Source organism: Burkholderia sp. Bp8984, assembly GCF_003853755.1.
Taxonomy (GTDB): domain Bacteria; phylum Pseudomonadota; class Gammaproteobacteria; order Burkholderiales; family Burkholderiaceae; genus Burkholderia.
This window is the reverse complement of the sequence record NZ_QTQN01000021.1, coordinates 117,467-130,505: the sequence shown is the minus strand read 5'-3', so window position 1 is coordinate 130,505 and position 13,039 is coordinate 117,467. Positions and strand designations below refer to the sequence as shown.

Here is a 13,039-nt window from a genome sequence, read left to right as displayed (position 1 = left end):
CCCGCCGCCGCGTAGCCCCGCCCACGGCAGTGCATAAAAAAAACGCCACGGAACGCAGGTTCCGTGGCGTTTTTCATTGCGCCGCGCATGACGCGCGGCGCACGCGGGCGCGAACTTACTTCGTGTTCGCGTTCGCGGCGGCCACTGCCGTCATGTTGATGATCCGGCGCACGGTCGCGGCCGGCGTCAGGATGTGGACCGGCTTCGCGGCGCCGAGCAGGAACGGGCCGACCGTCACGCCTTCGCCGCCGACCATCTTCAGCAGGTTGTACGCGATGTTCGCCGCTTCGACGTTCGGCATGATCAGCAGGTTCGCTTCGCCCGACAGCGTCGTGCCCGGGAACGCGGCCTTGCGGACCGCTTCCGACAGCGCCGCGTCACCGTGCATTTCGCCGTCGACTTCGAGGGTCGGCGCACGCTCGCTGATCAGCTTGCGGGCCTCGGCCATGCGGCGCGACGATGCCGACGGCGCGCTGCCGAAGTTCGAGTTCGACAGCAGCGCGGCCTTCGGCGCGATGCCGAAACGCTCGATCTCGGCGGCCGCCTGGATCGTCATGTCGGCGAGCTGTTCCGCGCTCGGCACTTCGTTCACGTACGTGTCGCACAGGAACAGGTTGCGGCCCGGCAGCATCAGCAGGTTCATTGCCGCGTAGTGCTCGGCGCCCTGCGCACGGCCCAGCACCTGCTCGATGAACTTCAGGTGCGTGTGGTACGTGTCGATCATCCCGCAGATCATGCCGTCCGCGTCGCCCAGGTGCACGAGCATCGCGCCGATCAGCGTGTTGAACTTGCGCAGCGCGGCCTTCGCGACTTCCGGCGTGACGCCGTCACGCGCGCCGATCTCGTGGTACGCCTGCCAGTAGCGGTGGTAGCGCGTATCGTCTTCCGGATTCACGATCTCGAAATCGACGCCCGCCTTCAGCTTCGAGCCGATCTTCGCGAGGCGCATCTCGACGACCGACGGACGGCCGACGATGATCGGCTTCGCGATCTTTTCCTGCAGCACGAACTGCGCGGCGCGCAGCACGCGCTCGTCCTCGCCCTCGGCGAACACGATGCGCGCCTGCTTCGTCTTCGCGGTCGCGAACACCGGGCGCATCACCATGCCGGTGCGGTAGACGGTCGCGCCGAGTTGCTCGCGGTATGCGTCCATGTCCTGGATCGGACGCGTGGCGACGCCCGAATCCATCGCGGCTTGCGCGACGGCCGGCGCGATCTTGATGATCAGGCGCGGATCGAACGGCTTCGGAATCAGGTAGTCCGGCCCGAACTCGAGCGAGTGGCCTTCATACGCCTTCGCGACTTCCTCGCTCTGGTCGGTTTCCTGGGCCAGCTCGGCGATCGCGCGCACGCACGCGAGCTTCATTTCTTCCGTGATCGTCGTCGCGCCGACGTCGAGCGCGCCGCGGAAGATGAACGGGAAGCACAGCACGTTGTTGACCTGGTTCGGGTAGTCCGAACGGCCGGTCGCGACGATCGCGTCCGGGCGCACGGCCTTCGCGTCTTCCGGGCGGATTTCCGGCTCCGGGTTCGCGAGCGCCAGGATCAGCGGGCGCTCGCCCATCGTCTTGACCATGTCCTGCTTCAGCACGCCCGCGCTCGAGCAGCCGAGGAACACGTCCGCGCCGACGATCGCGTCGGCGAGCGTGCGCGCGTCGGTGGTCGCCGCATAGCGCTGCTTCGACGGGTCGAGGTTGCCGCGCCCTTCGTAGATCACGCCCTTCGAATCGGCGACGAGGATGTTCGACTTCGTGAGACCCAGGTTCACCAGCAGGTCCAGACACGCGATCGCTGCCGCGCCCGCGCCGGAACACACGAGCTTCACTTCGGACAGCTTCTTGCCGACGACCTTCAGGCCGTTCAGGATCGCGGCCGACGCGATGATCGCGGTGCCGTGCTGGTCGTCGTGGAAGACGGGGATCTTCATGCGCTCGCGCAGCTTCTGCTCGATGTAGAAGCACTCCGGCGCCTTGATGTCCTCGAGGTTGATGCCGCCGAGCGTCGGCTCGAGCATCGCGATCGCCTCGACGAGCTTGTCGGGGTCGGACTCGGACAGTTCGATGTCGAACACGTCGATGCCCGCGAACTTCTTGAACAGGCAGCCCTTGCCTTCCATCACCGGCTTCGCGGCCAGCGGGCCGATGTTGCCGAGGCCCAGCACGGCCGTGCCGTTCGTGATGACGCCGACGAGATTCCCGCGCGACGTGTACTTCTGCGCGTCGAGCGGATCGGCGTGGATCGCCTCGCACGCCGCGGCGACGCCCGGCGAATACGCGAGCGACAGATCGAGCTGGTTCGACAGCGGCTTGGTCGGGGTGACCGAAATCTTGCCGGGTTTCGGGTTCAGGTGATAAGCGAGAGCGGCCTGCTTCAGTTGTTCGTCCATGATTGACCTGCGAGAGACATGCGAAATTTTTGACGGTTCAGTACACAGCACCTTGGGCCGCGTCTGCTTGAATCGAGGGGGTGGTCGACTGCGAGACGGCACGCGACGCGCCGGGTCGGCACGCCATCGAACCTTGGCGGGTGGCAAGAGGAAAGTACAAAGTACTGAACGATTTCTAAGGGTCGCCTAGTGTACACCCCCTAAATGCCGCCTGTTGGTGCAGCGCGGCATCCTTGCCATCAGCATCGGGCTGGTCGTGTCCCGTTTGTTTCACCGGTGGCGAGCCGCGCGCCGAACCTGCGCGAATTCCGCCGAAAACCGGCCTGAATCGGGTAAAATAGCGGGCTACGCGCGCAGCGATGCGATTGTTGGCCCGATGGGTCCGTCGATCGCACCCCGGCCCCCCGGGCAGGTTCCCCTTGCTGCGCCACCGGGCCCGCGCCCGCTCTTCGCTCATCACCCAAGGAATGCCCATGACAGGCTACGATCGTCAGTCGATCTCGGATACGACCGCCAAAATCCTGCTCGAAGTGCAGGCGGTGCACTTCAACGCCGAAAAACCGTTCATCTTCACGTCCGGCTGGGCAAGCCCCGTCTACATCGACTGCCGCAAGCTGATCTCGTATCCGCGCGTGCGTCGTGCGCTGATGGAAATGGCGGAAACGACGATCATGCGCGACGTCGGCTTCGAGCAGATCGACTCGGTGGCGGGCGGCGAGACGGCCGGCATCCCGTTCGCGGCATGGCTCGCGGACCGCATGATGGTGCCGATGCAGTACGTGCGCAAGAAACCGAAGGGCTTCGGCCGCAACGCGCAGATCGAGGGTCATCTGGAAGAAGGCTCGCGCGTGCTGCTGGTGGAAGACCTGACGACCGACAGCCGCAGCAAGATCAACTTCGTCAACGCGCTGCGCACCGCGGGCGCGACGGTGAACCACTGCTTCGTGCTGTTCCACTACAACATCTTCAAGGAAAGCGTGTCGGTCCTGAAGGACATCGATGTCGACCTGCACGCGCTGGCGACCTGGTGGGACGTGCTGCGCGTCGCGAAGGCGTCGGGCTACTTCGAGACCAAGACGCTCGACGAAGTCGAGAAGTTCCTGCATGCGCCGGCCGAGTGGTCGGCCGCGCACGGCGGCGCGACGGCCCCGAAGGAGTAACGCCGAGCCGGCACGCAGCCGGCACCCTGGCTGAAAAAACCGCTCGCCTGGCCGCGAGCGGTTTTTTTTCGTCCGTCGATCGGCATCGCGGCCGGCCCGAATCGCGGGCCACGGCATGCATCGCTCATCGAACCCTAATGCTAGACTTGATCCATCGTCGCCATCAGCTGCGCGGGCAACGCACAACGCCAACAATGCCGGGAGCATCGGCCCGGCCCACGTGACGGGAGAAGCGCCATATGCGTGTGGATCGCCGGATCACTTCGCCTGCGTCCCCGGGTCGTTCGTCTCCGTTCATCGCCGTCCTGCTCTGCGCCGCCGCCGCGTGCGCTGCGTTCACCACCCTGCCCGCGCGCGCGGAAGGCCCGTTCACCGTGTCGAGCGACGAGCTGACGCCCGGCGGGCGCGTCGGCGCCGCGAACGTGTTCGACCGCGGCGACTGCAAGGGCGACAACCGTTCGCCGCAGCTCAGGTGGCGCAACCCGCCGCCCGGCACGCGCGGCTACGCGATCACGATCTTCGATCCCGATGCACCGGGGCACGGCTGGTGGCACTGGGCCGTCGCCGGCATCCCGGCGAGCGTCACGAGCCTGCCGGCCGACGCGAGCGCGTCGGGCTTCCTGCGTCGCATCGGTGCGAGCGAGGCGCGCAACGACTTCGGGATCGACGGCTACGGCGGCCCGTGCCCGCCGCCCGGCAAGCCGCACCGCTACGTGATCACCGTCTACGCGCTGAAGGGCACGGACCTGCGCATCGGGCAAGGACGCCCCGCCCCGATGTTCGAGCACGAAATCGGCACGCTGACGATCGGCACCGCACAGCTCACGGTCACGTACGGGCAGTAAGCGCTCGCGTGTCCGCCGTGAGGCGTGTGCCGTGTGTCTCCGGTTGCCGGTCGCCGATCTCCAGTTTCCGGTCGCCGGTCGCCGGTCGCCGGTCGCCGGTCGCGATTGTCCGCGCCTGCGAATTTCTGTGCGCCGCCCGCGCGCTTTTCTCCCGTCATTTCGGCTTGCTAGACTCGGCGGCACCGGTCGCGGCATCCCGCCGCGCATCCGTCGCGCCGCCCGACCGCGGCGCGTGACGCGGCTGGCCGCGGTGCCCGCCGTTTCGTCCCCTTCCGGAGAACGCTTCATGTCGAACATCGTCATCGTCTATCACAGCGGCTACGGTCACACGCAGAAACTGGCCGACGCCGTCCATGCAGGCGCGCAGGACGCCGGCGCCACCGCACGCCTGATCGCCGTCGGCGAGCTCGACGACGCGGGCTGGGCCGCGCTCGACGCGGCGGACGCGATCGTCTTCGGCGCGCCGACCTACATGGGCGGCCCGTCCGCGCAGTTCAAGCAGTTCGCCGATGCCACGTCGAAACCGTGGTTCACGCAGAAATGGAAGGACAAGATCGCCGCGGGCTTCACGAACTCCGCGACGATGAACGGCGACAAGTTCTCGACGATTCAGTATTTCGTCACGCTGGCGATGCAACATGGGATGGTGTGGGTCGGCACGGGCATGATGCCGGCCAACTCGAAGGCGGCCACCCGCAACGACATCAACTACGTCGGCGGCTTCACGGGCCTGCTCGCGCAGTCGCCGGCGGACGCGACGCCCGACGAGGGCCCGCTGCCCGGCGACCTCGAGACCGCGAAGGCGTTCGGGCGGCGCGTCGCCGAAGCGACCGCCCGCTGGCTGGCCGGCGGCCGCTGAACGCGGCGGCACGCGCGAGCGCTCGCGCCGCCGGTGACACGGCAACGCGGCGCAGGCGCGTGACAGGGACACAAGACGGCCCGCGGGCCGTCTTTTTTTCGCCCCGTGCGGTGCAGGCCCGCCGGATGACGTCTTAAAATGGCGGTTTCAGGGCGCCGCGGCTCCCGTTTCATTCAGTGAGAGCGAAATGAGCACCAAAGTTTTTGTCGACGGCCAGGAAGGTACGACCGGCCTCAAGATCTTCGAATACCTGTCGGCGCGCAGCGACATCGAGATCCTGCGCATCGATGAAGCGAAGCGCAAGGACGTCGACGAGCGCCGCCGCCTGATCAATGCGTCGGACGTCACGTTCCTGTGCCTGCCGGACGTCGCATCGCGCGAATCGGCATCGCTGGTCGAGAACCCGGACACGACGCTGATCGACGCGAGCACCGCGTTCCGCACGAGCGCCGACTGGGCATACGGCCTGCCGGAACTGACCCGCGCGCAGCGCGAGAAGATTCGCACGTCGAAACGCATCGCCGTGCCGGGCTGCCACGCGTCGGCCTTCGTGCTCGCGATGCGTCCGCTCGTGGATGCCGGCATCGTCGCGCCGACCTTCGCCGCGCACAGCTACTCGATCACCGGCTACAGCGGCGGCGGCAAGTCGATGATCGCCGAATACGAAAACGCGGCGCCGGGCGGCAAGCTCGCGAGCCCGCGTCCGTACGCGCTCGCGCTGGCGCACAAGCACCTGCCGGAAATGGCCGCGCACACGGGCCTCGCGCACGCGCCGATCTTCACGCCGATCGTCGGGCCGTTCCTGAAGGGCCTGGCCGTGACGACCTACTTCTCGCCCGAACAGCTCGCGAAGCGCGCAACGCCGCAGGACGTGCAGCGCGTGTTCGCCGAGTACTACGCGGACGAGCCGTTCGTGCGCGTCGCGCCGTTCAACGCGGAGGCGAACCTCGACAGCGGCTTCTTCGACGTGCAGGCGAACAACGACACGAACCGCGTCGACCTGTTCGTGTTCGGCAACGAGGAGCGCTTCGTCACGGTCGCGCGCCTCGACAACCTGGGCAAGGGCGCATCGGGCGCCGCGATCCAGTGCATGAACCTCAACATCGGCGCCGCCGAGGATCAAGGCCTCAAGCGCTGATTCAACTTGCATGCGATGCAAAGCCGGCCGCTGGCCGGCTTTTTATTTGCCCGCATCAAGCAATAAATAAAAATCCGGATCACGCATTTACAAATATTTACAAGCTTTCCATTGCGTAATTGCCGGCAAATTAATTTGCCCCTTTCTCCAGTCAATCCCGAATAGGGATAAACCGGATATCGCCGCTTTAAACGCTGCCGTTATACGCGTGAAGGCCTCGAGCGCCGTCCGTGCGTGGCAGCCGCCCCACTCCGGCAGCACTCCAGCGCCCTCCGCGCGTTTTAATTCTTACTGAAAGCGCTATCCCGCAAGGATTCATCGCGCGCACGTTGTTTCAATCGTCTTTTTTAGACGAGTTCATCAATTGACAGCAAAAATCCTGGCAGCGACATTAGCTCGCACAATTAAACGATTGGAGACAGCGGCATGTCGCACGCCTTATCAAAGGGGGTGGCAACGGCCTTTGCCATCGCCCCTTTCCTGATTGCCTGTGGGGGAGGAGACGGCGGCTCGCCCGCGCCGATCGAGGCCCCTCAATGTTCCGGATCGAGCTGCGGCACGCAAGGGCCGCCGCCGTCGCAGCCCGTCAACGGCGCGCTGTGCCCGGCCGACGCCGACATCGTGAAGAGCACCTACCTCGGCGGCGCCGGCAGCGGCGAGATCGTCAGCGTCAACATCGACGCGGTCGCGATGACGTACACGCTCAAGTGGCTCGAATCGCCGATTCCGCTCGCGACCGGCACGGTCACGCCGAGCCGCGCCGGCACCACGATCACCGGCAAGGTCATCCACCCGCCGACCGGCGCGCTGCCGACCGCGGAGCAGACGCGCTGCGCGTTCGTCTTCACGCCGGGTTCGGGCAAGGCACCGAACGGCTCGACCTATTCGACGGCCGCCGACTTCAACCAGGCGAACCCGCCGATGCTGCTGGTCGGCATGGGCGTCGCGGGCGGCGGCATCCCCGGCGCGACGGTGCAGTACGACGGGCTGACGATCACCGTCGCCGGCGTCCCGATCTACAAGAACGTCGGCCAGGTGCCGAACCGCCACTTCGACTTCTACCCGTTCCTCGGCTTCGCGAACACGACGACCGACCTCACGAAGCTGCCGGGCACCTACAACGCGCTGCTCTACCACCTCGTGCCGTCGGGCAACTACGCGACGAAGGGCACGAATTCGAGCGAGACGTTCGATGCGAACGGCGCGTGCACGTCGACGAGTGCGGGGGGCTGCCAGACGACCGGCGATCCGTGGACCGTCAACACCGCGAACGGCGGCTACCTCGACAGCACGAAGGCACCGCAGATCCTGCCGCAGACGGCGCTGCCGATCGTCGGCACGACCGGCAAGTCGGCGACCGCGCACATGGTCATCGGCCAGCTCAACGGCGCGACCGTGCCGGTGGTGGTCCGCACGGGCTACGTGTATCTGGGCACCGACCTCGCGCTGCACACCGACGCCAAGGTCGACGACGAATCGGGCATCGCGGTGCTCGGCAAGGCAACGGCGATCCAGTCGGGCGCGATCGACGGCGGCTACGCGGGCGCGGATTCGAACTTCAAGTACACGGCGGCACTGATCCGCGGCAGCAACGCGTCGTTCATCAACCCGACCACGCAGGCCGAGGAAGACGCCTTCACGCTCGACTACGGTCAGGGAACGCCGGGCCTGCTGAACACGACGACGACGCCGGCGAACGGTGCGACCTATCCGTCCGCATCGGGCGTGGTGATCGCGACGGGCGGCCTGTACGCGGCGCTGATCCAGGGCACGGTGAACGGCGGCGTCACGTCGACGTCGGCGAACTCGAGCACGTCGTCGACACCGTACTTCGGCGTGGGCGCGCAGATCAGCAAGTAACGATCGAGGACGCGGCGGCCGGTGCGCCGCCGCGGGATGCAGGGAAGGCACGCAACGACGGCGCCCGGCACGGCGCAGCAGCACGAGCACAAGCAACAGAAGCGGCCGACAGGGAGCCGGCCGCCCGACAAGACAAATCTGGAGGAGCAACATGAAGCGCAACCTCGTTCTCGCGGCGGCCCTTGCCGCCCCCCTTCTTTCCGCATGCGGCGGTGGCGGCGGCGACAACCCGCCCCCGCTCGTTGAAGACCGGCTCTGCCCCGCCACGCTCGACTACAACACCGTGTACACCGGCGGCGCGGGCAGCGGCGAACTGGCCAAGGTCCAGCTCGACACGACCAAGATGACCTGGCAGGTCACCTATGTCGAATCGCCGGTGCCGCAAAAGACCGGCACCGTTACGCCGACCCGCGCAGGCACCGTCGACAGCGGCACGCTCACGCAGGAAACGATGCTGCCGACCAACAAGCTGAACCAGTGCGCATTCCGGCTGAACGGCGCGAGCCTCGATGCGTCGCGTCCGGCGCGCATCTTCGTCGGCTTCGGTGTCGCGGGCGGCACGATTCCCGGCAAGGAGATCCAGTTCGACGGCGTGCTCGGCCAGGCCGCGGTGCCCGACACGAAATTCCCGTACTACCCGTTCATCGGCTTCTCGTCGATCGAAACCGACATCACGAAGGTCGCGGGCACGTACAGCCACATCGGCTTCGGCGAAGTGCCGTCGCAGAAATTCGCGCCGGCGTCGATCGATGCGAAGGTGACGATCAACGCGGACGGCACGTGGACCAAGTGCGACACGACAGGCCAGTTCGCCGGCGGCGCGTGCATGCAGCAGGGCACGAACTTCGTGCAGTCGGCCGACGGCAGCGGCGCGTTCCAGAGCAACAACTACCGGAGCCAGCTGAGCCCGACGCTGTCGGCGACGCCGCAAGGCAAGGGCTTCATGATCGTCGGCAAGCTGCGCAACCAGCTGGTGCCGATCCTCGTGCGCACGGGTGTCGCGAACCCGAACCCGACGCCCGACAGCAACGGTGTGCCGGGCCTGACCGCCGACGACGAATCGAGCATCTCGATCCTCGCGCCGCAGACCGCGATCGCGGCGGGGTCGCAAAACGGCGAATACATCGGCGTAGACAGCCAGTTCGACTACCGGACCACCGCGCTGATCAACAACCAGGCCACGCTGCTCGATCCGTTCCAGCCGTCGCAGGCCTCGCTCGCGACCGCGCTTGACCTGGATTACACGCAGAAGGTGCCGGGCACGGTCACGACGATCCACACGGGTTCGGGCAGCACGTCGCCGACCGGCAAGTTCATCTTCACGGGTGGCGTGTTCGGTTTCCTCGACAACGCGGGTTCGACGCCGTATTTCACGATCGGCGCGTTCGTCCAGTAAGCGGGGGAAGCCGTGATGAAGAAGACCCTTCTCTGCGCGGCGGCCGGCGCCGCCGCCCTGGCGCCGCTCGCGGCGCACGCGCAGAGCGCCGGCAGCAACGTCGTCACGCTGGGCTGGTTCCACGTGATGCCTCAGCAGAGCAGCACGCCGATGACGACCAACGTCGCGCCGACGCCGATCAACACGCCGCTGCGGCTGCCGCCGTCGTTCACGTCGCCGGGCACCGGGCTGCGTACGAGCGGCGCCGACACGGTCGGCCTGACGGTCAGCCACTTCCTGACCGATCACATCGCGGTCACGTCGGTGGCGGGCGTGCCGCCGGTGTTCAAGGTGTCGGGTCAAGGCACGATCAAGCCGCCCGGCCCGGCCGGCGCGCTCGGCACGCAGAACATCGGCCTCGCCTCGGTGAACCCGATCGTGAAGAGCGTGCGGCAGTGGAGCCCGGCGGCGATCCTGCAGTACTACTTCGGGGCGGCGACCGCGAAGTTCCGGCCGTTCCTCGGCCTCGGCGTGTCGTACAACTGGTTCAGCGACCTGCAACTCAACACGAACTTCATCAAGCAGACGCAGGACAACCTCGGCGCGATTCTCGCCGCGGGCGCGGGCAAGCCGGGTACGACATCGGTAGAGGCGAAGGCGTCGTCGTCATGGCAGCCGGTGTTCAACGCGGGCCTGCAGTACAACATGACCGAGCATTTCGGGCTGGTCGCGTCGGTGACCTACATCCCGCTGAAGACGACGTCGACGGTGACGATCAAGGCGGCCGACGGCACGGTGCTCTCCGAGTCGAAATCGGACCTGAAGGCCGACCCGATCATCAGCTACGTCGGGATGACCTACAAGTTCTGACGGCGGCGACGGAGGATGAGCGGACGGCCCGCGCAAAAAACGCGGGCAAAAAAAAAAGCCCGCCTAAGAGGCGGGCTGAATCCATATCAGAGGAGACATGGAGGAGACAGGTGTAACTATAGCGAATCAATTTCTGCATTGCAACATTTCCGTAGAGAAAATAAGGATTTTCCCTCGACTGCGCACTCTAGATCGCTAGTTCGAATCCGACCCCTTCCCGTTCTCCCGGTCGAGCACCTCGCCCAGCGTGTCGCGCAGCAGCGCGACCGGCCGCGTCAGGCGGCCCGGCAGCGCGCCGTGCACGATCCACACGTTGATCCGCGTTTCCAGCCCCGCCGTTTCCACCACCCTCAGCGCATCGCGATGCTTGCTGCGCGCCAGTGCGTTCGGCGACGCGATCCCGATGCCGGCACCGCGCGCGACGAGCGACAGCTGCAGCTCCGAGCCGAACGCCTCGACCGCGACGTCGAACGGCAGCCCCGCGGCGCCGAGCGCGCGGCTCAGGGCCGAACGCATCCCGCAGCCGTCCTGGCTCAGCACCCACGGAAAACCCGACAGCACGTCGAGCGACAGCGGGCCGGCCGGCAGCGGGAAATCGCGCGCGGCGACCAGCACCGTCGGCTGCGTGCCGAGCGGCGTGGCCGTCAGCGTGTCGGGCAGCGCCGCGCTGGCCGGCACCATGACCGCCGCGACATCGAGCGTGCCGCGCTCGATGCCCTGCACGAGCGCCGGCGACCAGCCGGCCGTCACGCGCAGCGTCAGCCGCGGAAACGCGTCGCGCAGCCGGTCGATCGGCCGCTCGAGCGCCAGCTCGGACAGGAACGGCGGCACGCCGATGCGCAGTTCGCCCGACGGCTCGCTGTCGGGCGCACCGGCCGCCATCAATGCGTCGACCGCACCCAGCACGTTGCGCGCGAGCGCATAGACGTCGCGCCCGGCGGCGGTCGGCTTCAGCGGCTTGCTCTGCCGCTCGAGCAGCGGCATGCCCAGGAGCGTCTCGAGGTTCTGCACGCGTCGCGTGAGGCCCGGCTGCGTGAGATGGAGCTTCGCCGCGGCCGCGACCATCGACCCGCTGTCGACCACCGCGACGAACGCCTGGAGATCACGCGTATTCAAAGCAAACTCGCATAATCATGTTAGACATATTTCAATTGTCGCATAAACATCCGGCACCTACGATGGGGATTCCTTCGCTCGACGCCCCCAGGTTTCCGATGAACTGCCCTGCCGACTCCCGCCCCGCCCCCGGCCGCGCCGCGCACGTTGCACCGCCCGTGCTGAGCACGGGCATGACGCTCTTCTTCGCCGCGACGGTCGGCGTGATCGTGATGGACCTGTTCGCCGCGCAACCGCTGACGGGCCCGATCAGCGCCGACCTGCACCTGCCGCCCGGTCTCGCGGGCCTCGTCGCGACGCTGCCGCAACTCGGCTACGCAGCCGGCCTCGTGCTGCTCGTGCCGCTCGTCGACCTGCTCGAGAACCGCCGGCTGATCGTCGCGACGCTCGTCGCGTGCGCGGCCGCGCTCGCGCTGCCGGCGTTCACGCAGTCCGGCACCCTCTTCCTGCTCGCGACGCTGGCCGCCGGCGCCGCGTCGAGCGTGATCCAGATGCTGGTGCCGATGGCCGCGTCGATGGCGCCCGAAGCGCAGCGCGGCCGCGCGGTCGGCAACGTGATGAGCGGGCTGATGCTCGGCATCCTGCTGTCACGGCCGCTCGCCAGCCTGATCGCGGGCACGGCCGGCTGGCGCGCGTTCTACGCGCTGGCCGCGCTCGCGAACGCGGCGATCGCGGCAGTGCTCGCGCTGCGCTTGCCACCGCGCGTGCCGCCGGCTGCGGCCGGCTATCGCGCGCTGCTCGCGTCGATGGGCCGGCTGCTGGCCGACGAAGCGGTGCTGCGCCGGCATGCGCTGTCGGCCGCGCTCGCGATGGCCGCGTTCAGCGCGTTCTGGACCGCCGTCGGGCTGCGGCTCGCGCAGCCGCCGTTCGGCCTCGACCTGCACGGCATCGCGCTGTTCGCGTTCGCCGGCGCGAGCGGCGCGATCGTCACGCCGCTGGCCGGCCATGTCGGCGATCGTGGCCACGGCCCGGCCGCGCAGCGCATCGCGCACGTGACGATGCTCGCGGCGCTCACTGTGCTCGGCATCGCCGGCGCCGGCTGGTTCGGCTTCGATGCGCACGCGCATCGCGGCGTCGCGCTGGCGCTGCTGGCCGGCGGCGCGGCGCTGCTCGACGCGGGCGTGATCGTCGACCAGACGATCGGCCGCCGGGAAATCAACCTGCTGAACCCGGCCGCACGCGGGCGGCTGAACGGGCTGTTCGTCGGGTTGTTCTTCGTCGGCGGCGCGCTCGGCGCGGCGCTGGCGGGCAGCGCATGGGCGTGGGGCGGGTGGAGCGCCGTGTGCGGCGTCGGCTTCGCATTCGCGGGCGCGGCCGCGGCGTTCGGCTTGTCGGGCGGGCGCCGGACCGGCACCGCGGCGTGGCCGCGCGCGTAACGCGGGCCCGGACATGAAAACGCCCGGCCCTCTGACGAGGCGCGGGGCGTCCGG

At 67.8% G+C, this 13,039-nt stretch carries 10 protein-coding genes; 8 read left to right on the top strand and 2 right to left on the bottom strand.

Annotated elements, in window-relative coordinates; translation table 11 throughout:
* Positions 1–115: 115 nt before the first annotated feature.
* The gene (locus DID98_RS21690; RefSeq protein WP_124489234.1) at positions 116–2,386 is read right to left on the bottom strand and encodes an NADP-dependent malic enzyme; all 2,271 of its coding nucleotides are present in this window, start codon (positions 2,384–2,386) and stop codon (positions 116–118) included.
* A gap of 473 nt (positions 2,387–2,859) precedes the next feature.
* On the opposite strand from DID98_RS21690, the gene DID98_RS21685 reads away from it, so the two are divergent.
* From DID98_RS21685 to DID98_RS21650, 7 genes are all read left to right on the top strand, one after another.
* The gene (locus DID98_RS21685) at positions 2,860–3,546 is read left to right on the top strand and encodes an orotate phosphoribosyltransferase (protein WP_006752465.1); all 687 of its coding nucleotides are present in this window, start codon (positions 2,860–2,862) and stop codon (positions 3,544–3,546) included.
* A gap of 239 nt (positions 3,547–3,785) precedes the next feature.
* Positions 3,786–4,391: a YbhB/YbcL family Raf kinase inhibitor-like protein gene (locus DID98_RS21680; protein ID WP_044846328.1), complete on the top strand. Its 606-nt coding sequence runs from the start codon at positions 3,786–3,788 to the stop codon at positions 4,389–4,391.
* Between the two features lie 286 nt (positions 4,392–4,677).
* Positions 4,678–5,250 carry a flavodoxin family protein gene (locus DID98_RS21670; RefSeq protein ID WP_044846329.1) on the top strand — a complete coding sequence of 191 codons (573 nt, stop codon included), beginning with the start codon at positions 4,678–4,680 and terminating at the stop codon, positions 5,248–5,250.
* Positions 5,251–5,437: 187 nt separating this feature from the next.
* Positions 5,438–6,388 carry an N-acetyl-gamma-glutamyl-phosphate reductase gene (gene argC / locus DID98_RS21665; RefSeq protein ID WP_124489232.1) on the top strand — a complete coding sequence of 317 codons (951 nt, stop codon included), beginning with the start codon at positions 5,438–5,440 and terminating at the stop codon, positions 6,386–6,388.
* Between the two features lie 426 nt (positions 6,389–6,814).
* A complete protein-coding gene (locus tag DID98_RS21660; protein ID WP_124489231.1) occupies positions 6,815–8,248 on the top strand; it encodes a DUF2957 domain-containing protein in 1,434 nt (477 codons plus the stop codon).
* A 151-nt stretch (positions 8,249–8,399) separates the two neighbouring features.
* A complete protein-coding gene (locus DID98_RS21655; RefSeq protein ID WP_124489230.1) occupies positions 8,400–9,644 on the top strand; it encodes a DUF2957 domain-containing protein in 1,245 nt (414 codons plus the stop codon).
* 15 nt (positions 9,645–9,659) lie between these two features.
* Entirely contained in the window at positions 9,660–10,493 is an 834-nt protein-coding gene (locus DID98_RS21650; RefSeq protein ID WP_044846333.1) for an OmpW family protein, read from the top strand.
* 195 nt (positions 10,494–10,688) lie between these two features.
* Here DID98_RS21650 and DID98_RS21645 read toward each other — a convergent pair whose 3' ends face one another.
* A complete protein-coding gene (locus DID98_RS21645) occupies positions 10,689–11,609 on the bottom strand; it encodes a LysR family transcriptional regulator (RefSeq protein WP_044846334.1) in 921 nt (306 codons plus the stop codon).
* 98 nt (positions 11,610–11,707) lie between these two features.
* Here DID98_RS21645 and DID98_RS21640 point away from each other — a divergent pair, with 98 nt between their 5' ends.
* A complete protein-coding gene (locus DID98_RS21640) occupies positions 11,708–12,985 on the top strand; it encodes an MFS transporter (protein WP_124571405.1) in 1,278 nt (425 codons plus the stop codon).
* The last annotated feature ends 54 nt before the right edge of the window (positions 12,986–13,039 follow it).

Bases quoted from the DNA above. Each gene is read 5' to 3' on its own strand.
- DID98_RS21655 (WP_124489230.1), top strand. From the start codon at position 8,400: ATGAAGCGCAACCTCGTTCTCGCGGCGGCCCTTGCCGCCCCCCTTCTT.
- DID98_RS21680 (WP_044846328.1), top strand. From the start codon at position 3,786: ATGCGTGTGGATCGCCGGATCACTTCGCCTGCGTCCCCGGGTCGTTCG.
- DID98_RS21685 (WP_006752465.1), top strand. From the start codon at position 2,860: ATGACAGGCTACGATCGTCAGTCGATCTCGGATACGACCGCCAAAATC.
- DID98_RS21660 (WP_124489231.1), top strand. From the start codon at position 6,815: ATGTCGCACGCCTTATCAAAGGGGGTGGCAACGGCCTTTGCCATCGCC.
- argC (WP_124489232.1), top strand. From the start codon at position 5,438: ATGAGCACCAAAGTTTTTGTCGACGGCCAGGAAGGTACGACCGGCCTC.
- DID98_RS21670 (WP_044846329.1), top strand. From the start codon at position 4,678: ATGTCGAACATCGTCATCGTCTATCACAGCGGCTACGGTCACACGCAG.
- DID98_RS21690 (WP_124489234.1), bottom strand. From the start codon at position 2,386: ATGGACGAACAACTGAAGCAGGCCGCTCTCGCTTATCACCTGAACCCG.
- DID98_RS21640 (WP_124571405.1), top strand. From the start codon at position 11,708: ATGAACTGCCCTGCCGACTCCCGCCCCGCCCCCGGCCGCGCCGCGCAC.
- DID98_RS21650 (WP_044846333.1), top strand. From the start codon at position 9,660: ATGAAGAAGACCCTTCTCTGCGCGGCGGCCGGCGCCGCCGCCCTGGCG.